20 protein-coding genes and 1 pseudogene are annotated in these 24,387 nt (G+C 53.9%); 7 read left to right on the top strand and 14 right to left on the bottom strand.

The annotated features are described in order from the left end of the window. Positions 1 to 6: 6 nt before the first annotated feature. From LAO76_17990 to LAO76_17980, 3 genes are all read right to left on the bottom strand, one after another. Positions 7 to 2,640 carry a UvrD-helicase domain-containing protein gene (locus LAO76_17990; protein MBZ5492818.1) on the bottom strand — a complete coding sequence of 878 codons (2,634 nt, stop codon included), beginning with the start codon at positions 2,638 to 2,640 and terminating at the stop codon, positions 7 to 9. A gap of 256 nt (positions 2,641 to 2,896) precedes the next feature. Beyond that, positions 2,897 to 4,642: a M20/M25/M40 family metallo-hydrolase gene (locus LAO76_17985; protein ID MBZ5492817.1), complete on the bottom strand. Its 1,746-nt coding sequence runs from the start codon at positions 4,640 to 4,642 to the stop codon at positions 2,897 to 2,899. 96 nt (positions 4,643 to 4,738) lie between these two features. Further along, positions 4,739 to 4,969 carry a hypothetical protein gene (locus LAO76_17980; GenBank protein MBZ5492816.1) on the bottom strand — a complete coding sequence of 77 codons (231 nt, stop codon included), beginning with the start codon at positions 4,967 to 4,969 and terminating at the stop codon, positions 4,739 to 4,741. Positions 4,970 to 5,017: 48 nt separating this feature from the next. Here LAO76_17980 and LAO76_17975 point away from each other — a divergent pair, with 48 nt between their 5' ends. The 3 genes from LAO76_17975 (at position 5,018) to LAO76_17965 (ending at position 7,293) form a co-directional block, all read left to right on the top strand. Then, complete coding sequence (locus LAO76_17975; GenBank protein ID MBZ5492815.1) at positions 5,018 to 5,755, top strand: hypothetical protein; 738 nt, start codon at positions 5,018 to 5,020, stop codon at positions 5,753 to 5,755. 266 nt (positions 5,756 to 6,021) lie between these two features. Beyond that, positions 6,022 to 6,606, top strand: a complete 585-nt coding sequence (gene ruvA / locus LAO76_17970) for a Holliday junction branch migration protein RuvA (protein ID MBZ5492814.1) — start codon at positions 6,022 to 6,024, stop codon at positions 6,604 to 6,606. A gap of 105 nt (positions 6,607 to 6,711) precedes the next feature. Beyond that, a complete protein-coding gene (locus tag LAO76_17965; protein MBZ5492813.1) occupies positions 6,712 to 7,293 on the top strand; it encodes a hypothetical protein in 582 nt (193 codons plus the stop codon). Positions 7,294 to 7,306: 13 nt separating this feature from the next. Here the strand turns inward: LAO76_17965 and LAO76_17960 are convergent, their stop codons facing one another. The 8 genes from LAO76_17960 to rpmH all read right to left on the bottom strand — a co-directional run bounded on the left by LAO76_17960 (position 7,307) and on the right by rpmH (position 14,171). After that, a complete protein-coding gene (locus LAO76_17960) occupies positions 7,307 to 7,876 on the bottom strand; it encodes a hypothetical protein (protein MBZ5492812.1) in 570 nt (189 codons plus the stop codon). 246 nt (positions 7,877 to 8,122) lie between these two features. After that, entirely contained in the window at positions 8,123 to 9,481 is a 1,359-nt protein-coding gene (gene mnmE / locus LAO76_17955; protein MBZ5492811.1) for a tRNA uridine-5-carboxymethylaminomethyl(34) synthesis GTPase MnmE, read from the bottom strand. A 234-nt stretch (positions 9,482 to 9,715) separates the two neighbouring features. Then, on the bottom strand, positions 9,716 to 10,555 hold the full coding sequence (locus LAO76_17950; protein ID MBZ5492810.1) for a DUF1003 domain-containing protein: 840 nt from the start codon (positions 10,553 to 10,555) through the stop codon (positions 9,716 to 9,718). Between the two features lie 160 nt (positions 10,556 to 10,715). Continuing rightward, complete coding sequence (locus LAO76_17945; protein MBZ5492809.1) at positions 10,716 to 11,228, bottom strand: single-stranded DNA-binding protein; 513 nt, start codon at positions 11,226 to 11,228, stop codon at positions 10,716 to 10,718. 40 nt (positions 11,229 to 11,268) lie between these two features. Further along, on the bottom strand, positions 11,269 to 13,077 hold the full coding sequence (yidC, locus tag LAO76_17940; protein ID MBZ5492808.1) for a membrane protein insertase YidC: 1,809 nt from the start codon (positions 13,075 to 13,077) through the stop codon (positions 11,269 to 11,271). Between the two features lie 259 nt (positions 13,078 to 13,336). After that, complete coding sequence (yidD, locus tag LAO76_17935; GenBank protein ID MBZ5492807.1) at positions 13,337 to 13,603, bottom strand: membrane protein insertion efficiency factor YidD; 267 nt, start codon at positions 13,601 to 13,603, stop codon at positions 13,337 to 13,339. Beyond that, positions 13,600 to 14,004, bottom strand: coding sequence for a ribonuclease P protein component (rnpA, locus tag LAO76_17930; GenBank protein MBZ5492806.1), 405 nt, complete (start codon positions 14,002 to 14,004; stop codon positions 13,600 to 13,602). The genes yidD and rnpA overlap by 4 nt, the downstream gene beginning before the upstream one ends. Positions 14,005 to 14,015: 11 nt before the next feature. Continuing rightward, positions 14,016 to 14,171, bottom strand: a complete 156-nt coding sequence (gene rpmH / locus LAO76_17925) for a 50S ribosomal protein L34 (GenBank protein ID MBZ5492805.1) — start codon at positions 14,169 to 14,171, stop codon at positions 14,016 to 14,018. 564 nt (positions 14,172 to 14,735) lie between these two features. On the opposite strand from rpmH, the gene dnaA reads away from it, so the two are divergent. Next, on the top strand, positions 14,736 to 16,130 hold the full coding sequence (gene dnaA / locus LAO76_17920) for a chromosomal replication initiator protein DnaA (protein MBZ5492804.1): 1,395 nt from the start codon (positions 14,736 to 14,738) through the stop codon (positions 16,128 to 16,130). A gap of 413 nt (positions 16,131 to 16,543) precedes the next feature. Next, positions 16,544 to 17,662 (top strand): DNA polymerase III subunit beta, encoded by a 1,119-nt coding sequence (dnaN, locus tag LAO76_17915; protein MBZ5492803.1) that lies wholly within the window; start codon positions 16,544 to 16,546, stop codon positions 17,660 to 17,662. A 71-nt stretch (positions 17,663 to 17,733) separates the two neighbouring features. Here dnaN and LAO76_17910 read toward each other — a convergent pair whose 3' ends face one another. Further along, positions 17,734 to 18,582 carry a hypothetical protein gene (locus LAO76_17910; GenBank protein ID MBZ5492802.1) on the bottom strand — a complete coding sequence of 283 codons (849 nt, stop codon included), beginning with the start codon at positions 18,580 to 18,582 and terminating at the stop codon, positions 17,734 to 17,736. A gap of 1,033 nt (positions 18,583 to 19,615) precedes the next feature. Here LAO76_17910 and gyrB point away from each other — a divergent pair. Further along, positions 19,616 to 22,195 (top strand): DNA topoisomerase (ATP-hydrolyzing) subunit B, encoded by a 2,580-nt coding sequence (gene gyrB / locus LAO76_17905; protein MBZ5492801.1) that lies wholly within the window; start codon positions 19,616 to 19,618, stop codon positions 22,193 to 22,195. 2 nt (positions 22,196 to 22,197) lie between these two features. After that, positions 22,198 to 22,883, top strand: a pseudogene (locus tag LAO76_17900) (DUF4145 domain-containing protein). Between the two features lie 179 nt (positions 22,884 to 23,062). Here LAO76_17900 and LAO76_17895 read toward each other — a convergent pair. Both LAO76_17895 and LAO76_17890 read right to left on the bottom strand, forming a co-directional pair. Beyond that, positions 23,063 to 23,296, bottom strand: coding sequence for a hypothetical protein (locus LAO76_17895; protein MBZ5492800.1), 234 nt, complete (start codon positions 23,294 to 23,296; stop codon positions 23,063 to 23,065). Positions 23,297 to 23,385: 89 nt separating this feature from the next. Further along, positions 23,386 to 24,342: a CPBP family intramembrane metalloprotease gene (locus LAO76_17890; protein MBZ5492799.1), complete on the bottom strand. Its 957-nt coding sequence runs from the start codon at positions 24,340 to 24,342 to the stop codon at positions 23,386 to 23,388. Positions 24,343 to 24,387: the final 45 nt, after the last annotated feature.

Here is a 24,387-nt window from a genome sequence, read left to right as displayed (position 1 = left end):
GAAGCTTTACGCTCGCTCCAGGTGCGCGTACTTTTCCACCAGCTTTTTCAATCCGAATCGTGGAAATTGTACCGTAATCTTAGCGCTTTCTCCTTCACCTTCGCGCCGATACACCACTCCCTCGCCATATTTCGGATGTTTCACGCGCTGGCCGGGACGAAAAGAGCTGCCGCCCGCCGCCTTCTCCACCGGAATCTGTGGCCGGTTGAACTTCTTGCCGCGCGAAGCAAAGAAGTCGGCAATGTTGTCAATGGAATTGTACTTGGGACCAGTATATCCGCCGTTCGACCCCGACCCGCGCAAAGGCGCCGTCCGGGGGCCCCGGGGTTTGGATCCGTACGATGTCACGCTCTGGTCTTCATCTTCATAGCTGTAATGGCGCTCGCCATGGTCAGCGCTTTGATACGAAGCAGCTTGGCGCGCCCGCGACGAAGTGCCTAGCTCTTCCAGCAACTGCGGCGGCACTTCCTCCAGAAACCTCGAGGGCACGGTGGCATCCGGCATGTCTGTGCCATAGCGACGGCGATAGCGCGCATTGCTGAGCACCAAATGGTCCATAGCGCGCGTCATGCCCACATAGCAAAGCCTGCGCTCTTCTTCCATCTGATCAGGATCATTAAAGGCGCGTGAATGCGGAAACAGCCCTTCTTCCATGCCAACCAGAAATACCAGACCGAACTCCAGCCCCTTGGCCGAGTGCAACGTCATTAGCGTGACCGTGCCGCGCGGATCGTATGTGTCCACGTCACTCACCAGCGCGGCGTGGTCCAGGAATTCCGCCAGCGTCTCGCCTCGATCGCGCGAATCCATGGCGGCATTCACCAATTCGCGCAGGTTATCGATACGCGCCAGCGAGTCCGGCGTGTTTTCTTCTTCCAGTTGCTTGATGTATCCCGTGCGGTCGATCAGAAACTTGAGAATTTCAGGGATCGAGGCGGTACCGCCTGGTGCGCGAAAGCCTTCTACGGCTTCTGCCTTCTCGCCTTCGGCCACGGATTCGGTTACATCCTGGCTGGCTTTTATTTCTTCCGCTTCCGGCTCGTCATTCGCGCCAAAATCGAAACTGATGTTCTCTCCCAGTTGTGCGGGCTCGAACGATACATCCGCATCTATTTCTTCTACTGATTCTCTCCGCGCCTCCGCGTCTCCGTGGTGGATTTGTGAGGTTTCCGCCACACGTTCAGCAAAAGTCCCCAACAGCATGGCCCGAGCGTCTTCAATCAGGTCTTTAAAGCTCTTCAATGCCGCACAAGCACGCTGTGGCAACAGTCTGCGGTCGATAGCTTCGCTAATCGCCGACCATAGCGACATTCCTGTCTCCAGAGAAAGCCGCTCCAGCGTTTCAATGGTCGATTTGCCAATGCCGCGCGTTGGAGTATTGATCACGCGCAGCAAAGCGATGGAGTCCTGGGGATTGTTGATCAGTTTCAGGTAGCTGATCATGTCCTTGATCTCGGCGCGCTCATAGAAAGAAAAACCGCCCACAACCTGATACGGAAGCTGGTAGCGCCGCATGGCTTCTTCAATCAAACGCGATTGGGAATTGAGCCGGTACAACACGGCCACGCGAACATCTTCCGCGCCTTCTTCTTTCATTTTCTTGAGATAGCGCGAAATATAGTCGGCGGCAAAGAGCGATTCATTTTCGCCGTCGGGCGCTTCGTAATAGCCAATCTTGTTGCCGCCCTGGCGCGCGGTCCAAAGTGTCTTGCCTTTGCGTTTCAGGTTGTTCGACACAACCGCTGACGCGGCTTCCAATATCGCCTGCGTCGAGCGGTAGTTCTGTTCGAGCCGGATAATCCTTGCTTCAGGAAAATCTTTTTCAAATTCCAGGATGTTGCGTATGTCCGCGCCTCGCCAGGAATAAATTGACTGGTCTTCATCGCCCACCACGCAGACATTGTGGTCCGGCCCGGCCAGCAGCTTGATCAGCTCATACTGCGGACGGTTCGTGTCCTGGTATTCATCAATCAGCATGTATTGGTAACGCCGCTGGTAACGCTCACGCGTGGTGGCCGACGACTTGAGCAGCCGCACCGTTTCCAGCAGCAGATCATCAAAATCCAGCGCGTTGCACTTGCGCAGTTCCTTGCGGTACTCCTCAAAAATATGCGCAATCTTTTCCGTGATTGGATCAGCCGATTGCAGATACAGCTCCTGCGGATCAAGCATGTGGTTCTTGGCCCATGAAATCCGTGAAAGCACGGCACTCGGCTTGAGCTGCTTGTCGTCCAGACCCAGCCGGCGCATCACACCCTTGACCACAGCCTGCTGGTCGGATTCGTCATAGATGGCGAAATCTTTCTTGTAGCCCGCGCCCCCGATTTTCATTTCCTCGATATCGCGGCGAAGGACCCGCACGCAAAAAGAATGGAATGTGGCGATCAGCGGTTTGCGTAGCGTCCTGCCACCCAGCATGCTGCCAACGCGCTCCGCCATCTCTGCCGAAGCTTTGTTCGTGAACGTAACAGCCAGGATGGAATCCGGCTCAACACCCTTATTCTCAATCAGATGCACAATGCGATAGGTAATTACACGGGTCTTGCCGCTGCCCGCGCCAGCCAGAATAAGCAGCGGCCCGTCAACGGCTTCCACCGCTTGGCGCTGCTGGGGATTGAGCTTGTTGAGGAAGTCAGACACGTTAGATCAAGTATCGCGTGTTTGGGCTTTTACCGCAAAGGGCGCGAAGGAAGGAAAAGCCCAAACCTCACCACGGGAGAACGGAGGCACGGAGGAAAGCTTTTAGCCGCAGATTTGCCCTGATCCGCAGTTCAGCTAGAACACAGTAGCTGCAGTGGAGACGTAGCAGTGCTACGTCTCCACCCTCTAGATTTTCGAGTCGCAACAATCGCCGTTTTCCAAGCTTTGCACCTACCACGAAGCTTTGTGGCCAACGTTACGGCTTCGGAGTCGGGCTGGGCTGCGCGCGTGGTCGTTCCTCCGCTGGCCGAGGCCGCTGCGGACGATCCGCGACCGCAGGATTTGTTACCGGCGAAGCCGGAGCAGCGTTTTCGTCGTCTTGCGCCGGAGGGGTTGGCGGCAGCTCTTTCTCGATCGGCTTGCGCGGGAACATCTGGTCACGCTGCGCCGCCATATAAACAAATGACGCCACGATCACGGCCATCTGCTTCAAGTCTTCCGGTTGCAAGCGGTCATAGACGTCCATGTTGGAGTGGTGCGTGCGTGTGTCGTAGTCCAGCGGGTCCTGTATGAACTGGAATCCGGGGATGCCGACCGCATCGAAAGAGAGATGGTCAGTGCCGCCGGTGTTGCGCATGGTCAAAGTATCCATGCCAAGATCGTGGAAAGGCTTCATCCAGGCTTCAAAGATGGGCTGGACAGCGGCATTTTCCTGCATAAAGACGCCGCGAATCTTGCCGGAGCCGTTGTCCACGTTGAAATAGACGGAAACCTTTGCCTGCTCAGGCTTGATAGACATAGGGCCGTTCTCACGGCGCCGGACGGAAGGATCGCCTTTGCGCTCAGGGTCTTTTGACTCCGGTCGCGAACCAAAGTGATGCGCCACATACCATTCTGAGCCCAGCAGGCCTTGCTCTTCACCGCTCCAGAGGCCGATGCGAATCGTGCGGCGCGGCTTGAGGTCAAGCGCTTTCAGGATGCGCACAGCTTCCATCATTACGATTGATCCTGCGCCATTGTCCGTGGCGCCGGTGCCGCTGTGCCAGGAATCAAGATGCGCGCCCAGCATTACCACTTCATCTTTCTTGTCCGTGCCGGGAATTTCCGCGATGGTGTCATTCTGCGTCATGGCCTCGGGCCCGTCATAGAAATTATTCTTTACGTTCAGTTCAAGTTCCACGTCTTTCTTGGCGGCCAGGATGCGCGCAATACGAGTCCAATGTTCGGTGGCCAGCGTGATTTGCGGAGTACCGGCAGTCTGCCCCACTTTGTATGAGCCGCCTTGCTGTACAAACACCGTCCCGCCGCCGAGCGTGCCACGGCTGTGGTCGATCACCGCAAGAGGCTTTTCGTCGTCGAAAAATTTGTTGAGCTGCCGTTGCAGGCGTGCGCGCTGGAGAAATTCACGGAAGCGGGCCTCATTCCGCTCACTGGGAATCTGGTAATTCGCTATATCCGCCAATGACTTTTCATTCAGCCGTTCTGAAAGGGGCTCTACTGAAGGCTTTACCTCCGGATCGTCTCCGAAAAGCACGATCTTGCCCGCCAGCTTGCCTTTGTATTTCGCAATATCCTGTGGGCCGCGGATATTCACTCGAACAACGCTGCCGCGGACCGTGCCATTCGTGCCTGGCGTCCATGCCTTGGCATACGCGATAAGCGGCGCCGTATCTGGGGACACCATGCGCACATTTACATATTCATTGGCCCAGCCGCGACCGAAAGGTTCCCACGGCTCAAGATGCGAGTTGACCAGCCCAAACTCCTTCAGCTTGTCGCGGGTCCATTCATTCGCCTTGTGCATGTTGGGAGAGCCGGTCAAGCGCGCGCCAATCTGGTCCATCAATCCGCTGGCGATCTCCATGATCTTGGAGTTATGAAAACCTTCATAGCGGATCTTGCTGATCGCATCCAGATCAACTTTCTCCTGGGCGCTGCAATTGAGCGCGATGGCCAGCGAGAGTACCGCAATAAACGAGATAAGGCGCTTGACGATTGGCATTATTTCTCCTTGATGTGGGCCAGAATGGCGGGCAGAGAAGTGTAATCGCATCGCCGGACGCGGTCAAACAATGATGAGTGAAGATTTGTTGAGTTGCTAGCGAGCCGCCCGTGGCCGGCCTACGCGGATCAGCGCGATGGTAAAACCGCAAATTGCGCCTAAGATCGCCACCGGGACAGCGGCTTTGTAAGCCAGCGTCATGTCCGGAGTGGTGTGGCTTGCCGCCCTGAGCGCCAGCAGCACAAAGCACAGGAACGCCACGGAGAGAAAGAAGGTGATTACGCCAGAAACAAGACCGATCCCGGCACTCAAAAAGAATTTGTTCATAAAGGACCCATTGCTTCCGATAAATCAAGTGTACGTTAGAATAATAACGTGAGTCAGGCAGTCAATGCGCAACTCCGCACCGCGCAGGAAATTATTCGCGACGCGCGAGTCAACCAGGCACCCAACGGTATCTGCTATACCACGTCGGGCGAGGTCATGCTTCCTTCCGACGATCTGGAGCGGATCATCGGCGCTGTGCCGCGCCCGATTGCGGCCGCGCTGGAGCGCAAGGCCTTCTATTTTGTGCCGCTCGCCATTAGCGATGGCGACAAAACCCTGGTCGCCGAACGCTTTGACGGCGCGCCGCCAGAAGGAGCAATCTGCCATCGCAATATCGATTCCGGCAACTCGCAGTGCGTCTTTATCTCCACCCGGCTGCTCGATGAACGATTCGCCATTGCGTTTGAGTTTTATATCAATGTAGGCCACGCATTCGTGGACAAAGCCGGCATGTCCCCGGAATTTGCTGAGCTTGTCTGGTCTCAGGCGCAAGCCAACGTCCGCGGTGAGACAAGCCTTGACGCTCATGAATTTCGCAAAATGGCCGGATCTTCAGACCGCGTGGACGAAAAAGCCAAGTCAGACTATCTGGCTGCCACGTTTTGCGACTCCATCGCCATTTACCTGCTCTCGCTTTGCCTGGATGTGGATTATTACGAGCTGCGTGAACGCGATTACCCGCTGCTGGCGCCGTCGGCTCTGGCTGAACGCTTGAAGAAAGTTGCTGCGTTGTTTCCGCCGAACCCGGGATTCCAGTTCAATATTTTTTACAAGCGCAGGAGTTAAAGGTGAAACATCGCGGGCCAAACTGGTAACGTTCGCAACATTGTCTTTTCACCCTCCGCGCGAGGCCGGCTTGCGTGCCCGAGCGCGCTTCCACAGGTGCAGTGCGATTCAATTGAAACCAAGATGTGGAGCGGTGTGGAGCGCAGCGACCAGGCCAGTTGTCATCGCGTGAGGCTGACTCGCGTGCCGAGAGCGCGGCATCAGGAGCAGATTGCTCTGGTCAAATACGAGGATGTTGAGCGGTTGGAGCGTAGCGACAAAAACAAATGATAGCGCACCTAAGAGGCAAGCTTATCTCGAAGCACCCGAACCAGGCGATTGTCGAGGCTGGCGGCGTGGGCTATGACGTAACCATCAGCGTCCCTACTTTTTCTGAACTACCGGCATTGAGTGTTGAAGTTTCATTCTTCATCCATACCCATGTGCGGGAAGATACGCTGGCTCTCTTCGGTTTTCTGCGCGCAGGCGAGAAACAACTTTTTGAAAAGCTGCTGAGCGTGAGCGGGATTGGCCCCAAACTGGCCATTACTATCCTGAGCGGCATGCCCGTGGACGCGATGATAGCCGCCATCAAGGGCAATAACGTGGCCGCCCTCACGCGCGTTCCTGGGATTGGCAAAAAAACCGCTGAGCGTATGGTTCTGGAATTGCGTGACAAGCTGGATGCCTTCGGCGTCCCGCCGGATACCGTCACTACCGCCTCGCCAGTAGAAGAAGACGTGATCTCCGCGCTGGTCAACCTGGGTTATCAGCGGCCTCTCGCAGAGCGAGCGCTGGCCAAGCTGGGCGATGTTTCCAACCAGAGCTTCGATTCGCTCTTCCGTAAGGCTATGGCCGCATTGGCAAAGTAAGAACTTCCGCCAAATCTTGCCGATGAATGGCAGCCAAGTCAGCTTACACTTGCATTAGCCATGCGAGGCAGATCACATTTCGCAGTCTTTTTCTTGCTGATCACGATGTTATTGCAAGCAGTCGGCCAGAAACAACGGCAGCAGTACTATCTCAAGCCCGACCAGACCGCCGACCTTGCCGCAGAAACCAAGCTGAATACAGCAAAACAAAACTGCGAAAACTGGGCCGTGGCCGCGGGTTTGGAGACAATGCTTCAGCGGCAGAATATTCCGCTGGACCAGAGTTTCTGGGTCATGCGCCTGAATGGCGGCGAGCTGTGTGTGGACGACACGCCAAGCATCGACGCTCTGAAGCTGGTGGTGAACCATGACTTTGTTTTAGACGATGGCCGCCACGTTCGCCTGGAAATTCAGTTCGTGCCTGGGCCTCCGGTGAATATCGATCCCGTAATTGCCGACTTGAAACAGCAACAAGTAACGCTGCTGCTGTGGCGCGGGCATCCGTATTATCTGACCGGCGTAACGTATGATGAGCGCATTGGCCGTGACGGGACTCGCTTCTTTGAAGTAAAAGAAATCCGCCTGGCCAACACTTACGCCAAGCTGCCGGGCGTCACCTTTCTAAAAGGGCGAGACGATCCGGCAGAGATCGCCGGGATATTGAGCGTCTCAGTTCTTTCGCAATAGCTTCTTGGGTTTGCTATAACTGCGGCACGCTGTCGGCTGGCTCGGCGAGTTGTAATAGGCGATGCAGCATTTCCGGCGTAAGCGATGCTTGTCTGATCTTTTCACTCCCGAAATAGAGCGCAAGTTTTCCATCTAAGCCCTGGGCAGCACAAACCGCGCTTCGGGCGAAAACCCTGAAACCCAACAGAATGTGGTCCCCGGTCGTAAATTTTGCGATGGCCCAGCAATCACCCAGCAAGATCAGCCGATAGGTGGACAAGCTCCAAAAACCTCGCGAGGAAACTTCCACGGTCGATGACGAAGAGTTCTGGTCCATCAGCAGCTTGAACCACTCGTGTACCTGCGATCGCTCCGTTTCCCATCCTCTGCCGCGAGCCTTAGCATAAGGAATCCCGAGCTCCAGTTCGCGATAGACCATACGCATGCAAACTAGGGGAAGAGTGCACCGCAGGGTCCAGGCAGTGACAGTATGCGGGTGCGGGATGTAAAACCAGAACATCGCGAAGCCGCCGGCAGCCCAGCCCAGGGCGAGAGCATGGAACGCGTAACGCCAGTTCAGCCAAAAAAAAAGAACGATGATCACAGAAACTGCTGCGTTGATTCGAAGGCCAAGAGTCCCAGGCGCAGAAGCTGTCGATCTAACCGCCCAAAAAACAACTAGTCCGGCTATTGCAGTCCAGGAGAGTCGCTCGACATTAAAGGCATGTTCCCCCACCATAGCCCTTGCGGCAATGTTCAGGCGCTCCAGTCTGCTTTGGATCTGTGCCATACCCTAGTTGCCCCGATGGGCGACATTCTAACGCTCCTGAAGCGAAAATAATCTCTTTAGCTACTTTCCAATACAAAAACTGCTGAAGATCAAATTCAGGATGTCATCGGTCGTGGTCTCGCCTGTGATGGCATCCAATGGGCGCAACGCGCCATAAAGATCGAGCATGATCATTTCATGCGGAATGCTTCGCGTCACCGCGTGGCATGCGGCTTCAATACAGCTGAGCGATTCTTCCACCAGCCGCTGGTGGCGGATGTTTGTCAGAAAGCCGGTTTCCTGTTCCCCTCGCACGGAGTGGCCAGCGACTTCTTCAAGGATCGCCGCACGAAGCTCATTGATGCCGGCGCCGGTGACCGCCGAAGTGCTGAATATCTTCATTTCGGTCAGCGCGGGCTGGCCATCGGGAGCAAGATCAGACTTGTTGGCTACGGCCAGCGCGCGGCGCTTGGCGCTAACATCCAATAGCTCGCGATCTTCGGCAGAAAGTTCCTGCGTGCTATCGAGCACCACCAGCACCAGATCGGCCTCGCTCAGCGCTTCATACGACTTGCGGATACCGATGCTCTCGGCTTCGTCTGTGGAGTGGCGTATGCCTGCCGTATCGATCAACTTGATGGGAATGCCGCCCAGAGCGACGGTTTCCGTGACCAGATCGCGCGTGGTGCCGGGCGTGGCGGTCACAATGGCCCTCTCTCGCTCCACCAGCCTGTTGAACAGGCTTGACTTGCCCACGTTTGGCCGTCCTACGATTGCGAGTGTGAGGCCTTCATGCACGATCTTCCCGTAAGCAAAAGACGCGCGCAGCTGTTCAAGCGGAATCTGCACTTCTTCCAGACGCAACAAAATCTCAGCGGGCGGCAGCACCGAAACATCGTCTTCAGCAAAGTCGATGCCCGCTTCCATCACCGCCACCAACTCGACCAGCTTGCGCTTGATCGGCTGCAATCGGCGTGAAAGCGAACCTTCCAGCTGTTGCGCCGCGACTTTGGCCTGATACAGCGTTTGCGACTCAATCAGGTCGCGGACCGCCTCAGCCTGGGTGAGATCAATGCGGCCGTTGAGGAATGCACGCATGGTGAACTCCCCGGGCTCAGCCAGGCGCGCGCCGCGGCTTGTGGCCAGTTCAACAATATGCCGCAGCACAACCGGCGCGCCGTGTGCGGAGATTTCTATAACGTCGTCCGCGGTGTAAGAATGCGGCTTGGCGAAAAAAGTAACCACTGCTTCGTCGATCCGTTCGCCCGTGGCAGGTTCAATCACTTCGCCAAACACGGCACGCCCCGCGGCAAGCTCATGCTTCAGCCTCAGCATTGGGCCGGCGATCGTGCGCGCTTCCGCGCCAGCAAGGCGAACCACGCCAATGCCACCGCGGCCGGGCGGCGTGGCAATTGCGACGATGGTATCGTCCAGGTTCATTGGAGCAATCAGCTTGTTTTCTGAAGTCCCGACCCTGAGCTTGCCGAAGGGGAGGGATCCATATAGCTACGATGTTCTCACAGGATCGCCTTTAAGCAGGCTACGCGAAATCATGAACCTTCAAGATTTCAGTGGCGGTAGGAATCCCTCACCCGCTTCATTTGCGATCCCAAAAGAACCACACCTCGGTGTTGGTTGCGGGTTCGGGGACTTCAGAAAAGCTAATTGCAATTGCTAATTGCTGCCTTTCCGCTCCAGCCGCGCAAAATGGTCTTCAAGCCGCTCGTAAATATGGTCAACTTTGCGATGAAGATGGGCCACTTCCAATTCGGCCTTCAGGTTCACCGCAAAATCCAGGTCCGACTTCAATCGGTCTTTGGATGACAGTCTGTTTTGCGACATCATGATCACAGGCGCCTGAACGGAGGCGATCATCGATAGAAATAAATTCAACAAAATATAAGGGTACGGATCAAAGTGGTCCCGGAGCAGCGCCGTCGAATTAAGAATGACCCAGATGGCAAGAACAACTCCAAAGAGGATGATAAAAGTCCACGAACCGCCAAAAGCCGCGACTTTGTCCGCGATGCGCTGACCAAAAGTCAGCCGTTCTTCTTCTTCCAGGTTGGGATTGCGGGAAACCTGTGTGCGCAGAAGCTCGTCGGTAGCGCGCAGGCGGCGGCCCACAGCGGTGAGCAGGTCCATAGCGGCGTGCGGATGCTTATCGATAAACTCGAGCAAACGGTCGCGATGCATGACCAGCATTTCAGTCGGTTCGCTGGCTACGGCGGTGCCGGTGCGCGCGCCGCCATCAAGAAATGAAAGCTCGCCGATCACGTCGCCCATCTCATTTTCTGAGAGAACAATCTTTTGTCCTTCCGTGCTTTCAATGAAAAGCTCAACTCGTCCGGTCCGCAGGATAAAAATCTCGCCGCCGGCATCGCCATAATAAAAAATAGTTTCACCTGCTTTGAAGTCGCGGCAATCCATAAGCTGGGCCAGAGCTTCGCGTTCTTCGTCGTCCAGCAATCCAAAGATGGGAACTTCACCGATCATCGTCACGGTTGTAGACATAAAAGTTTTATTTTCCTGTCACTTTGGTTTCAAAACCGATCCAACGCCGACAAGCCATCCCTCAATAACTACCCGAGAAAATGCGCTTCGGGCGAGCGATTCCACGCACATCATAGCTGAATGCGGTTGGTATAGCAGCGTGATTTGGGGATGAAAACTGTTACCGGCGAGGCCGCGCCGGCTTGTAATCCTTGGGATAAAGCACCACATACCGGCGTCCGCCTTCGCCTTCACTCTGTGTTATCAGGGAAGCGTGGTCGCGAAACGCCAGATGAATCAAACGGCGCTCGCGTGATGACATGGGCGCAAAAGAATAGGGCACTCCGCTCTGCAATACGCGGTCAGCCGCCACCTTGGCGGCCAGCTTCAATTCCTGCTGGCGGGCGGCACGATATCCCTTGCAGTCAAAGCTGACTTTGTCATGGTCTTCAGCATGCAGGTGGAGCGATTCATGGGTCAGGACTTCAAAGGACCGCAAAACCTCTCCCCCGCGCTCCAGTAGCAGTTGGCTGTCAGGGCCGGCAAATTCCACAAGGATGTCAGGCGTCTCCCCTTCCTGGGCGATGGGGGGATTCACCGTGATGCGGTACTTCAATTTGAACGCGCCTGAAGAAATAACGTTCTTCAGGAATGCATCGATCTTCTTTGCGGTTGCTACCTTGTCCTGCAGCATTTGTCGTTCAAACTCCCCGGGGAATTTTACAGCTTATGCGTTAGCGTTTGCGCGCATTTCTCTTTTCAATAGTTTTCTTGACCTGCTGGCCCAGTTCAGAGCGATTGATGAATATCTGCTGTGCCCAGCCCAGCAGCGTACTGAGCGCCAGATAAATAGAAAGTCCGGCTGGCATGCTCCAGCTGAAAGCCCCAAACATCAGCGGGCCCATAAATGCCATGATCTTCTGCTGCGCCGGATCCATTCCGCCTTGTGGCGCGTTCTTCTGCTGCACGAACATCGCCACAATGATAATGATCGGCAGCAGATGCCAGGGATCCGGCATGGAGAGATCGTGTACCCAGAGCCAGCTCGCCTGACGCAGCTCAATGGCGTTATTCAGCATGGCGTAAAACGCGTAGAGGAAGGGCAATTGCAGCAGCAGAGGGAAGCAGCCGCCCACCGGATTGACGCCCTCTTTCTTGTAGAGCGCTTGCATCTCCTTCTGCATGTCCGCGCGGCGCGGATCGGTGAGGCTATAGCGCTTGTATTTTTCCTGGATCGACTTCATCTGCGGCTGGATTCTCTGCATCCGCAGTGATGATTTCATGCTGGAAATGCGCAGAGGCAGCAGCGCCATGGTTATCACCAGGGTCAGGAACGCGATGGCCCAGCCCCAGTTGTTGATCCAGTGCTCGTATGTCCATTTCAGCCAGAGGAAAAGCGGTCGCGCGATAAGGCTGAAGGTGCCGAAATCATAAATGCCGCGCAGATCAGGGCCGCCGGGATGACTCTGAATACTTTCCAGCACGTCCACCGCTTTAGCGCCGGCAAATACACGAACCCGCGTTGGGCCACCGGTATTTCCAAACGCCAGACCAACCACGTTGGCTTTGTCTTTGCCTTCATTCGGCTTGTCAGGATTTTTGGGGACTTCCGCCTGAGAGTTCAACGTAACCAACGTTGAGTCTTTAGGGCTGTCCGGCAGAAAAGCGACGGCGAAATACTGGTCGGCGGTCGCGGCCCAATCCAATGGACCGGGCACAGTATCTCCACCAACAATCCATTTCTTGCTTCTTATAATTCCGCCTGAAGTTGGGTCCTTGCGTTCCAGCGTTGATCCCTGCTGGTAATCAACCCGGCTCTTGGTATAGGAAACTGGCGCCATCTGGTCACCCAGACCGCTGGCCCACTTGGGATAGGCTGCGACCCTCTGGCCGTTCCGCAGAACTTCAGTTTCAACGCTGAGGATATTGTCTTTGTCAGGACGGAAAGTCTTGCGTACCGTGACCTCTCCATCTGAGAACTCATACGTCAACGCGCCGGATGTTGAGCCGCTTGCCGCGCCCCCGACATAAAGAGACTCATTTAGCTTTTTTTCAAGGTCTTTATCGTAGGCAAAGAATGAAAGTGGATTCCCCAGCTGACCTGCCACTGTCGGATTGACCAATTCAAAGGGCTTGCCGTTATCGTCGGTGTATTTGTACTTCTCGGTGCCGTCTTTGAGCTTTTCTTTTTCCGTAAGCAGCCACGATTTCACGCTGGCGCCGCGGTTTGTGAAGGTGATGCGATAGGTCGGAGTCTCTAAAACTGATTCCGTCTCACTCGCCGCCGTCTTCACGGGGACTTTTACCGCAGATGCGGGAGACTTGGGCGAGACCGGGGTTGAGGACGCTGTAGGTACGGCTACTGGGCTGGGCGTTTGCTGGGCCTGTTGCGACTGCTGTTGTGCCTGGTCTTTTGCCGGCGGCGTCTTCGGCTTCGGCATAAAGTACTGCATCACGCCAAGCACCACGAATACAGCTACCAGGGCCAGAAGCATGCGCTTGTCTGAGCCAGGTTCATTCTGCGGATTACGATATTCAGCCAATGAGGTTCTTCTTTTCCTGTCGCTTCGCTCCAAACCGCTGAAGCATGTCTACCAAAGTCATCTGTCGTGCGCCTGTGGCTCGTGGCTCGGCGACGCTCGGGCCTCGCCACTCCTCGATCAATCCTGTCGCTTCGCTCCAAACCGCTGGAGCATGTCTACCAAAGTCATCTGTCGTGCGCCTGTGGCTCGTGGCTCGGCGACGCTCGGGCCTTATACGCGTTTCAATCAGTCCTGTCGCTTCCCGAATCGTTGCACCTTGCTAGCTCTTCTGCCCTGCTTGTGGCCGCTCAACCGCCACTGCCTTTGTGGCTCCCTTTGCCGGCACAGGATCATAGCCTCCTCGCGCGAAAGGATTACAACGCAGGAGCCGCCAAAGCCCTAGTGCTGATCCATACAGCAAGCCGTGCTTTGCAACGGCTTCTGCTGTGTATTCTGAACAACTGGGCACGAATCGGCAGGCGACCGGAAGATGGGGAGAAATGGCGCCCTTGTAAAACCGCAGGCAAAACGTTGCAAGGTGCTTCATCGTCCACGGCCTCGTTGCACGGCGGCAAATACTTGCATAATCTCTGCATCCAGTTGGGAAAAGTCCAAGGTCAGCACGCTTTTGCGCGGATGTAACACCAGATCCAGCGGGCGGGCGAGTTCTCTCAGGTGGTTTCGCACAGCCGAGCGCATGCGCCGACGAATGCGATTGCGGTCCACTGCTCCACCCAGCACTTTCCCGACAGTAAAGCCTACACGTGGCCCCACGGTATCCTGGTTCTCGCGGTAGAAAGCCGTCATGTTTCCGGAGAAGTGCTTCCTGCCCTGTTTGTAGACCACTTGAAAGTCAGCATGCTTCAGCAATCGCGTTTCCCGGGGGAAGCCTTGCGACACTTTGTTAGAAGTTTCTTTCACGGCTGGTCTGGCAGGCAGAATGGACATTGCGGGTGAAACTATTCCCGGAAGCCAGGCTTCACGGAAACGCGCTTGCGTCCTTTAGCGCGGCGGCGGGAGAGAACGGCCCTTCCGCTCTTTGTTTTCATTCGCGTGCGAAAACCGTGCACCTTGGAACGACGGCGGCGGTTAGGTTGAAAAGTGCGCTTGGGCATTGACTTGTGGAACTCCTACTCAGGATTGTTTGCGCTGGGCAAACGACAAGTATAAAGGAATTCGGGCCTTTCGTGCCACTTTGAGGAACCTGCGAGCAGAAGGAGCTCGTAGGAGTTATTTTCTGCGTTGCCTCCCGTGCAACCAACTGTTGAAGTGACACTTTTCGCCAGTCCGCTGATCGTTGTTTATTCTTCTGGCGGCAAACTGCTCCGTTGCTATTCTCACCAGACAATTTCTCATGTGGCACGCGACAGGAACACCGCTATCACGTAGCAAGTGTGACAACAGAATGGAATCTTGCACCACGCTTGCTGCAATTGCAAAGCTACGATGACAAAACTATGGGCTACCTTTTGAAAAAAATTTGGTGATGGCAAAAAAAAGTCTGGCGTATGCATTTCCAGCGGGTGAACTTCGTGCTAGTATGCCCACCAGTCGAAAAAAAATCTGTTGCACAATGAAGTGTTCAACACTTCTGCTTCGCCCTTGTAGAGTTAAGATCAAGTTTCTTCGAGTTCAACCACGGGCCCTGGCCGGCTCGCAACATAGGAATCATCCCAAGAATGTCATTACCCGCTGCGACAATTACCGCAACTGCGAATCCATGGCTTCGAATACTCGGAGCGCTGGAAAAAAAGATTACTCGTCATTCCTATGACACATGGCTCAAGCCCACACGGTTCAGCCACATCAACGGCAACATAATTTTTGTCCGGGTACCGAACCCGGAGTTTCGTCAGCTGGGAGAAAAATTCGGTGATCTGATTCAGGAAGCCATGGACACGCTGGCGCCTGAATATCAGGACGTAAAGTTCGTTACCGCGGAAGAAGATCCCACAGTGCCTCCGGTCCGTTCCGATGGAGGTTTCGCTCCGGTTTCAGCCAGCGGCACATCGGCGCCATCCACCTCGAGACAGCAGCGCTTTGACTGGGACTCCGCCGCGCAGCTCAGCCCCAAATATACTTTTGGCGCTTTTGTCATTGGCGCAGGTAACCAATTTGCGCATGCAGCGTCACAGGCCGTGGCGGAGCGCCCTTCCAAAGCTTACAACCCGCTATTTCTGTATGGCGGAGTGGGCATGGGCAAGACCCATTTGATGCAAGCCATTGGGCATGAAGTAAAACGCCGACAGCCACAGGCGTCCATTTGCTACATCTCAAGCGAGAAATTCACCAATGAGATGATCAATTCGCTGCGCTACGACAAAATGATCAGCTTCCGCGATAAGTTCCGCAACGTGGACGTGCTGCTGATTGATGACATTCAGTTCCTGGCGCAGAAAGAACGCACGCAGGAAGAATTCTTCCATACGTTCAACGCTCTGCACGAGTCGATGAAGCAGATCGTGATTGCCAGCGATCGTCCGCCGAAGGAGCTGCCGGAAATTGAAGACCGTTTGCGCTCGCGCTTTGAGTGGGGCCTGATTGCCGACATTCAGCCGCCCGATCTGGAAACCAAAGTTGCGATCCTGCAGAAGAAAGCAGAGTCGGAACGCGTCGTTCTCTCAACTGATCTCGCCTTGTACATCGCATCCAATGTGCGCACCAATGTTCGCGAACTGGAAGGCGCGTTGATCCGCCTGATTGCGTATTGTTCACTGACCGGAGCTGAAATCAGCCTGATTACTGCTCAACAGGTGCTGAAGAACTTCATCGACTCACAGGCGCGCAAGATCACGATTGATGCCATTCAGAAAGCAGTGGCAGAGCAGTTTGGCCTGCGCGTGATTGAGATCAAAGCCAAGAGCAACTCTCGCGCCATTGTGTTCCCGCGACAAATTGCCATGTATCTGGCTAAGCAGATGACGGAAGCGTCATTGCCGGAAATCGGCCGGCAATTTGGCGGTAAGCACCACACCACTGTCATGCATTCAATCGACAAGATTGAGGAACAGCGGCAAGCAGACAAGGATCTGAACCGGCTGTTGAATAAACTAACGGAGACCTTGAACAGCTAGAGGTCGACGTTCAATCCATTTTTTGTAGGTTTAGGACAAATTATCCCTAACGATAACGCTATCCTGGGCCGAGCGCACCAGACATTTCCCCTTTTTCTATGTCAAGATGCGAAGGCGAAGGATCGGCTATCGGGCTCGCGTCCACATCGGCGAGTTCGAGCGGTTTGCCGTAAGTTTAGTGCAGAAAATCCACAGGTTCTCCACATTCTGGGGCAGCGATTTTCTACCAAAGACCAAAATGAAAAGATTAGAATGGCAGCCGCAGAACAGAAGCGCTACTAGCAACGGCAGAGCCGCTTTTAGCGGGATTTGCTGTATCCTGCATGAAGTGACATTTTGTGCACAGCATTTAGAATTTATTCAGGGGGCCAAAGATTATGCCTTCCGCCGTGGGCACTGAGGTGGGAACTACGATGGAAATCAGCGTCAGCAAAAACGATCTGTTGAAGGAACTCACGGCAACCCAGGGCGTGGTGGAGCGCAAGACCACCATCCCCATTCTCTCCAACTTTCTTTTTGAAGCGAGCGGGGACAAGCTGTCAATTACCGCAACAGATCTTGATCTGAGCCTGCGCACATCGTGTCCTGCAAAAGTGAAAAAAGAAGGCTCATGCACCATACCGGCGCGCAAGCTTTATGACTACGTAAAGCTGCTGGCTGATGGCGACATCAGCATCAAGCTGCTGGAAAACCACTGGGTACAGATTCGCAGCGGACGCTCCAATACCAAAATGGTGGGCATGGCGCGAGCAAATTTTCCCGCACTGCCTCTGTTTCCCGCCGAATCAGCGCTTCAGCTTCCCGCGCAGGTATTGCGCCAGTTGATTGGCCGGACCATCTTCTCAATTTCCAATGAAGAATCGCGCTACACATTGAATGGCGCGCTCCTGGTGCTCAAACCGGAATCGCTGACCATGGTCGCCACTGACGGACATCGGTTGGCGCATATCGAACACGGCGGCACCAAGCTGCCTGTGAGTGGGGAACTAAAGGTGCTGGTGCCTAAAAAAGCCATGGCTGAGCTGAGCACCCTGCTAAACAGCACTGACACCCAGATTGTGGAGTTTGCCAAAGACGAATCGACCCTCTTCTTCCGAATTGGCGGACGTCTATTGACATCCCGGCAGCTCACCGGGCAGTTTCCCAACTATGAAGCAGTTCTTCCGCGCGAAAACAACAAGTTTGTGACTGTTCATTGCGACGAGCTTTCATCTGCCATCCAGCGCGTCGCGCAATTCGCTGACGAACGCTCCAACGCGATTCGTATGCGCGTCGAGAAAAACGAATTAAAGGTGTCTTCATCAAACACGGAGACAGGCGAATCAGAAGATTCGATTGAAACCGCTTACGCCGGCGATCCCATGGTGATCGGATTCAATTCACAGTACCTGCTGGAATTCCTGAAGGTGGTCGGCTCGGGCGACGTTCGCTTTGAATTCAAGGACGCTCAGACAGCAGGGCAGTTGCGTCCAGACGAGGCCGCGGACAGCGAGTACCGTTATCGGTATATCGTTATGCCGATGCGAATCTGAGATCAGCGAAAAACAGCGCAATAAAACAGGCCGGACAACTGTCCGGCCTGAATTTCTTGGAGGCAATTTTCTTACTGGACTATTTTGCGAGCGAGAACGCGTTCCACCGTTTGTTCCACACCTGGAAGGAATGATTCCATTCCGCTTCCGGCAAAGGCCATTTCGCCGCGGACGGTGTGAGTCAAAAGCGCTTCATTCCAGCGCTGGAAGATGAGGCGGCGAGGCGAATCCAGTACGTTGCCGCGCACAGGCTCAGGCTTGGCCAGGCTGTATGCCCAGAGCGAAGCGGCGCTGATATAGACAAGAGTGGCGAGTGTCTGGAAAACGACGGTCAATGCAGGTAGGCGGTCAATCAGGTACGTGGTGCTTAGATCGACTCCGGCATAGATGCCAAGACCGAGTGCAATGCTCATGCTATGAGTACGCCACGATAGCCCGAGGCGTTTTTCCAGGCCGAAGAAAAGCAGTAAAAGACCACACTGCATCAGGCGAACCGTCCGCTGCAGCAATTCCATAGCAGCAATCATTTTGTTGTTTCCGGAGCCGGCTGTAGCGAACGCTGTAAGTAGCGCGGCCAGAACCAGAAAAACGGCGGCCCAGCGAAACAACATTTTGCCCAGATCGATGAGGGCCGAATACGGCTTGAGCGCATTGACCAGCAGTTCGTACAAAACCCAAAACTCAAAAACCATGGTGAGGCCGGTAAAGGCCCAGTAGACGTAAAAAAACTGAGGGCAAAAGAAAACAAACGGGACCAAGCTCAAGATGTAAGCGGCAATACAGATGGCGGAGTAACGGAAGAAGACGGGGAATTCCGTCCGCAATTTGCGCTGGTTCAGAATGCGGAGAATGAAGCCCTGTATGCCGCCAGCAACTACTGCCAGCGTTATGAAAATCCACTGAGTTTGGGAGATATGCACTTTTGCCTCCGAAGGAGCGTAAGCATACTACCCCTACGGAGGCTCTCACAAGCCTCTCGTCAACACCAAAGTACAATTTACTATTTAGTAATCATAGTCCAGGTTGCTAAACGGGGTAAGCCATTGATTTTAAAAATCTCCCCGACCCGGAAAACCTGGATACCGTAACCATGCCGAACTACTTACTAATGGCACATGTCGCACGTGGCGGACATTGAGGGTACGGTATGGCAGCATTTGAATGCGGCTTGCTGATATCGGTGGCCACGGCAGCATAGCCTGCAAAAACGAACAGAGCGAAAATTGACGAACGAAGAAGCGCTTTCATGGGGAATCTCTCCTGTTTTTATTCTTTTGAAATCTTTTATATGGGTTAAAACTTGGTCCTTGGTGTGGTGCATTTCGGTATTCTGAAACGCGGGCTTGAGTATACATTTCATCCCTGATTTTTCAATGGTTTATTAGTACTATTTGAGAAAGTTTTTTGGGGCAATTTTGTTCCTCCGACCAAATTTGGCAGTGCGTCCCTTATGAGTACTAAGGTGAGTGGCCCAAAGTACCTGTAACCCATTGAGTTTAGGTTACTTTGGTAATAGATGGCACGAGGCAGATGGGAAGGCCTTTTTGAGGGTTGTTCCAGACGCTGGCCGTTGGGGGAATCCTGAAAGGCAACATTTTCCACAGAATTCTTAAAATTCTTAAAACTTTCCAACCTGTTTCCTGGCACGCGGGTGTCCCATTCCGTAGGCGGCTGAAGACGCGCTTCATCCAACTGGAAACGGTTGTCCCGAAAATGGGCTCTGAATGCCTTACTCAAGCGCGTGTTTTGGCTCCTTTAAGAACCCTCGCTTCAACTCCGGTTGTGATACAATAAAAATTACGGCGCACATCCACTAAGCCATTGAATTTACAGTAACTTGAGAGTCATTCAGACTAATTTACATAAGGCCTGAAATAGTGGGCGGTTTGCGTCAGCAAAACAGGAGCCTGCAAGTTGTCTACCCGCGAATCTGGAACTGCGACAGCAAAACAAATGGCAGAACAAAACAAAAGCAAAAAGACCGGCGGCAACGGTAATGGGAATTACACCGCGGAAGATATCAAAGTGCTTGAGGGCATGGAAGCAGTACGGCTGCGCCCTGCAATGTATATCGGCTCCAACGGAGAGATGGGACTCCACCATCTGGTCTATGAAGTTGTTGACAACTCCGTGGATGAAGCGCTGGCCGGATATGCCACTCAGATCGACGTAACAATTCACATTGATAATTCCATAACCGTGGTTGACGACGGACGCGGCATTCCCGTGGACGATATGTTGATCGATGGGGAAAAAGTCCCCGCCGCTCAGGTTGTGCTCACAAAGCTGCATGCCGGCGGAAAGTTTGACAGCTCCAACTACAAAGTTTCAGGCGGACTTCACGGCGTGGGTGTTTCCTGCGTCAACGCGCTCAGTCATCAGTTTGATCTGGAAATCTGGCGCGACGGGCACGTGTGGGAGCAGGGATACTCCAAGGGCGATCCGCAGACCAAGCTGAAGAAAACCGGGACTACGAAAAAGCGCGGCACCAAAATACATTTTCTACCCGACAAGGAAATCTTCACCGCAACGGAATACAACTTTGACACGCTGGCCCAGCGTCTGCGCGAACTCGCCTTCCTGAACAAAGGTCTGGAAATCACGCTTACCGATGAGCGCCTTACCGATCCCAAGACCGGCGAGGCGAAAAAGCTGGAGTTCAAATACTCCGGCGGTATCGCAGAATTCATCAAGCATCTGAATCGTGGCAAGAGCGTATTGCACGACAAGCCGATTTACATGGAAGCCGAGCGTGAAGGCGTGGCAATGGAAATCGCTCTGCAATACAACGACGGCTATTCAGAAACAGTTTTCAGCTTCGCCAACAACATCAACACGGTGGATGGCGGAACGCATCTTTCCGGCTTCCGCACGGCGCTCACGCGCACGATTAACTACGCCGGCCAGCAGCTTGGTCTTTTTAAAGACGTAAAAGAAAACCTGACGGGTGACGACGTCCGTGAAGGTCTCGTCGCTGTGGTTAGCGTGAAGTTGCCGCAGCCGCAGTTTGAAGGTCAGACCAAGGGCAAATTGAATTCTGACATTGCCGGAATCGTTCAGGCATTTCTCAATGAACGGCTGGGTGCTTTCTTTGAACAGAATCCGCCGGTAGCGCGAAAGATCATCAACAAAGCCATTGAAGCCGCGCGAGCGCGTGAAGCTGCACGCAAAGCACGCGATCTTACGCGTCGCAAAGGCGCGCTGGACGGCGGCGGACTGCCTGGCAAACTGGCGGATTGTTCAGAGCGCGACCCAAACCGCTGCGAACTGTTCCTGGTCGAAGGTGAATCCGCAGGCGGCACCGCAAAGCAGGGACGCGACCGGCGCTTTCAGGCAATCCTGCCGTTGAAAGGAAAGATCCTCAACGTAGAAAAAGCACGCTACGACAAGATGCTGAGCCATGAGGAAATCCGCGCCATGATTACGGCGCTGGGCACGGGCATCGGCAAAGACGATTTTGATCCCTCCAAGCTGCGCTATGCAAAAGTGATCCTGATGACAGACGCCGACGTGGACGGTTCGCACATCCGCACGCTGCTGCTCACGTTTTTCTTCCGCCACATGAATGAACTCATCAAGCGCGGAAATGTTTTCATCGCACAGCCGCCGCTTTACGGCATCAAGAAAGGCAAATCACAGCAGTACATCAAGGACGATCGAGAATTTGTAAGGGTGATGGTGCGGCGCGCAGCGGAAGGAATGACTGTCCGCTATGGAGAGGGAGCCGCCAAGCTAGAAGGCGCAGCCCTGGCCAAATTCATGACCACCCTGAATGAGTACCTGGTTTTCTTTGACAAGGTGGACAAGCGCATACGCAATGAGCAGATTACCGAGTGGTTGCCACGGCTCGACATCTCTCAGCGCGCCGACTTTGAAGGTGATAAGAAGAACCCACCAAAGAAGATTGAACGGCTCGTGAAAGAGATCAACAAGCTGGCCAAAGCGGCTCAACTCAAGCAGGTGGAGAGCTACTTTGACGAAGAGCATAACGTCTGGGGCGTAAAGTTCACTGACTCCCAGGGCGCTGAGCGCCAGATCAACTGGGCACTCGCGTCCACGCCGGAATACCGCCAGATGACAGCCAAATTCAAGCAGATTGAAAGCTACATGGAACCTCCGTTCGTGGTGGAAGTGGCGGGCAAAGGCACAGAAGATGCTTCCGCGGATCTGAGCGACGCGGAACGCGAGGACCTGGAAAAAGCCGCCAAGAAATCATCCAAGACCACAATTCGCAGAACCAAGATTGAAGCCGAGCGCGTGGAGAAAAACTCAGCGCGTGAATTATTTGACTACGTCCTTGCTGAAGGGAAAAAAGAATATAGCGTGCAGCGCTATAAGGGCCTGGGCGAAATGAGTTCAGAACAGCTCTGGCAGACAACCATGGATCCTGAGCGGCGCACGCTGCTTTCTGTCCGCGCTGAAGACATTGAAGCCTGTGAAGTAATCTTCACCACGCTGATGGGTGAAGACGTTGAATCGCGCCGGAAGTTCATTGAAGAGAATGCACTGGACGTAAAGAATCTGGATATTTAGCAATGCCTACTTACCATTGGACGTGCCCATTTTGCGGGCGTGATACCACAATTACGCAGTACGACATCTCAAACAGTTCACACACGATGACGATCGCCAATTCACTAGGATCGCGTGTCTGCTCGACACATTTTGTAGTGTGCCCAAATCCACACTGCAAAAAGTACACATTAGATGTGAACCTGTATAAATACGAAAAGAAAGGCACGGATTGGGAAAGAACGGAACTCCTGTCGCAGTGGAGTTTAATTCCAGCTTCTGATGCAAAGGTTTTTCCTGATTATGTCCCTGCCAGTATTCGTGACGATTATGCCGAGGCGTGTGCGATAAAAAAACTGAGTCCAAAGGCTTCTGCCACCTTAGCTCGCCGTTGCTTGCAGGGCATGATTCGGGGCTTCTGGGGAATCAGCAAGGCGCGCTTGATCGATGAAATAGAAGCAATCAAAGACAAAGTTGATCCCCTCACGTGGAAGGCAATAGATGCTGTGCGACAAGTAGGCAATATCGGCGCACACATGGAAAAGACATTAATGTCATTGTAGATGTTGATCCGGATGAAGCAGCTCAGCTGATTGGCCTAATTGAGTTGCTTATCAAGGATTGGTACATCACTCGCTATGAACGTCAAGAGCGCCTCAAGGCTGTCACTGAACTGGCAAACACGAAAAAGGCAGCAAAGACGCCATAGCCTTCGAAGAGATGCAATTTGGGTCTGAAGAAGTGCTCATATAGCAGTCTGTCTACATTTCATCCTGAGCTTCCGCGAAGCGGTAGCGGAGCCAATCCCTCACATGCTCAGCCTCAGCAAAGCCTCGGCTTCGCAGTTCGGGATGGCGTCTCGAGAAGGAAACCGAACGGTTATGGTGATCAGTACAGGAAGTGAACAGGTTCATGCTGGCAAATCTGTTTAATCAAGAAATTTGCCTGATGCCCAAGTTCCTTTGTCCCTGCGACCCAGGCGCTCTCATAATCACCGTAAAAGCCCGCGATCTTGTCCCCAGCCACCACGACGAATTGATTTTCGTATTGCGGTAGCCATTCAGACTTGTGTTGCTCAAAGAATGCCAATTCGCGATCAAGAGGATTGTGCGTTTCGGACATTGATTCTCCATTCAACGCAAGATGCTGATGACTTTGCTAGCAATAATGCTACAAGTAGCATTAAGTGTGTTCAATAAATTATTGACAAGTCACAGGCGAGGTCGGCCTTCGGTAATCACCAGCACCGGTTCACGCCGGTTTCGATAAAGCGCCAGAAAAAGAATTGTCATGAGCACCCAGAGAACCAGCGTGACCACGCTGCCTTCCGGTCCCACGCTGCCGCCGGTGAGCCAGTCAGGCCCTTGCGCCAGGTGCGGATTAAAAAGGTGCCCTTGCGACTGGAAGCCACTGTCATTCACGCCAAAGAAAAATGATTGTCCCCAATCCCAGCCGGCGTGAGTTCCCACGGCAAGCCAGAGATTGCCAGTTCGCCAAAGCGTGGCTGCCGCGAACAGGGCGAAAATGCCTGTTGCGATAATTCCAACGCGTGTCTCGCCGCCATTGCCCATGTGGACTCGAGCGAACAAGATTGCCTGAATGATGGCCGCGGGCCAGAAGCCGATTCCATCCGCTAGGGTGTAAAGAAAATAACCGCGGAACGAGAACTCCTCAAAGAATCCCACGAGTAAAAAGACAAAGAACCAAAGCACACCCCAGCCGATAATCTGGGAATTTAGAGCGCTGAGGTTGCCGAAATAAAAAATGTGAAGTCCTCGCAGAATGCACAGCAGAAGAGCGAGTGGCAGAAATCCCCAGAACAAATATCCTCGAACAAATCTGGAAACAGCCGACCTTTGCAAAGGCAGGCCATAAATGCCTACGGGGCGGCGTTCAATTTTGCTCATGATCCATGCCAGGAACAAGAGAACCAGAAACAAAATGAGTTCACCAATGGCCTGGAAAATGGCGCGAAGAATATCGGAAGATGGAGCGCCCTTTGCCTGGCCTGAGCCAATACGCTTGGCAATGGCTCCCACCCCCAATATCAAGACAAAAATCATCCCGCAATAGATCAGCAGCCGCCAGCCAGCGCGCAAGCCGCGATCGTTGTAAAAGATGAATGAGAGCTTGTTCGATGCCGCGCTAGATGAAATTTCCGGCTCCATATTGCAACTCTATGATGATCCCCGCATGAAAGAACAGCAAAATCT

This window comes from Terriglobia bacterium (assembly GCA_020072645.1).
GTDB lineage: Bacteria > Acidobacteriota > Terriglobia > Terriglobales > Acidobacteriaceae > Angelobacter.
Note: the sequence above shows the minus strand (reverse complement) of the source record. Positions and strands in the feature narration are given on the sequence as shown.

Bases quoted from the DNA above. Each gene is read 5' to 3' on its own strand.
- rnpA (MBZ5492806.1), bottom strand. From the start codon at position 14,004: ATGTCCATTCTGCCTGCCAGACCAGCCGTGAAAGAAACTTCTAACAAA.
- gyrB (MBZ5492801.1), top strand. From the start codon at position 19,616: ATGGCAGAACAAAACAAAAGCAAAAAGACCGGCGGCAACGGTAATGGG.
- yidD (MBZ5492807.1), bottom strand. From the start codon at position 13,603: ATGAAGCACCTTGCAACGTTTTGCCTGCGGTTTTACAAGGGCGCCATT.
- LAO76_17945 (MBZ5492809.1), bottom strand. From the start codon at position 11,228: ATGCTGCAGGACAAGGTAGCAACCGCAAAGAAGATCGATGCATTCCTG.
- ruvA (MBZ5492814.1), top strand. From the start codon at position 6,022: ATGATAGCGCACCTAAGAGGCAAGCTTATCTCGAAGCACCCGAACCAG.
- dnaA (MBZ5492804.1), top strand. From the start codon at position 14,736: ATGTCATTACCCGCTGCGACAATTACCGCAACTGCGAATCCATGGCTT.
- LAO76_17980 (MBZ5492816.1), bottom strand. From the start codon at position 4,969: ATGAACAAATTCTTTTTGAGTGCCGGGATCGGTCTTGTTTCTGGCGTA.
- LAO76_17985 (MBZ5492817.1), bottom strand. From the start codon at position 4,642: ATGCCAATCGTCAAGCGCCTTATCTCGTTTATTGCGGTACTCTCGCTG.
- LAO76_17965 (MBZ5492813.1), top strand. From the start codon at position 6,712: ATGTTATTGCAAGCAGTCGGCCAGAAACAACGGCAGCAGTACTATCTC.
- dnaN (MBZ5492803.1), top strand. From the start codon at position 16,544: ATGGAAATCAGCGTCAGCAAAAACGATCTGTTGAAGGAACTCACGGCA.
- rpmH (MBZ5492805.1), bottom strand. From the start codon at position 14,171: ATGCCCAAGCGCACTTTTCAACCTAACCGCCGCCGTCGTTCCAAGGTG.
- mnmE (MBZ5492811.1), bottom strand. From the start codon at position 9,481: ATGAACCTGGACGATACCATCGTCGCAATTGCCACGCCGCCCGGCCGC.
- LAO76_17950 (MBZ5492810.1), bottom strand. From the start codon at position 10,555: ATGTCTACAACCGTGACGATGATCGGTGAAGTTCCCATCTTTGGATTG.
- LAO76_17890 (MBZ5492799.1), bottom strand. From the start codon at position 24,342: ATGGAGCCGGAAATTTCATCTAGCGCGGCATCGAACAAGCTCTCATTC.
- LAO76_17895 (MBZ5492800.1), bottom strand. From the start codon at position 23,296: ATGTCCGAAACGCACAATCCTCTTGATCGCGAATTGGCATTCTTTGAG.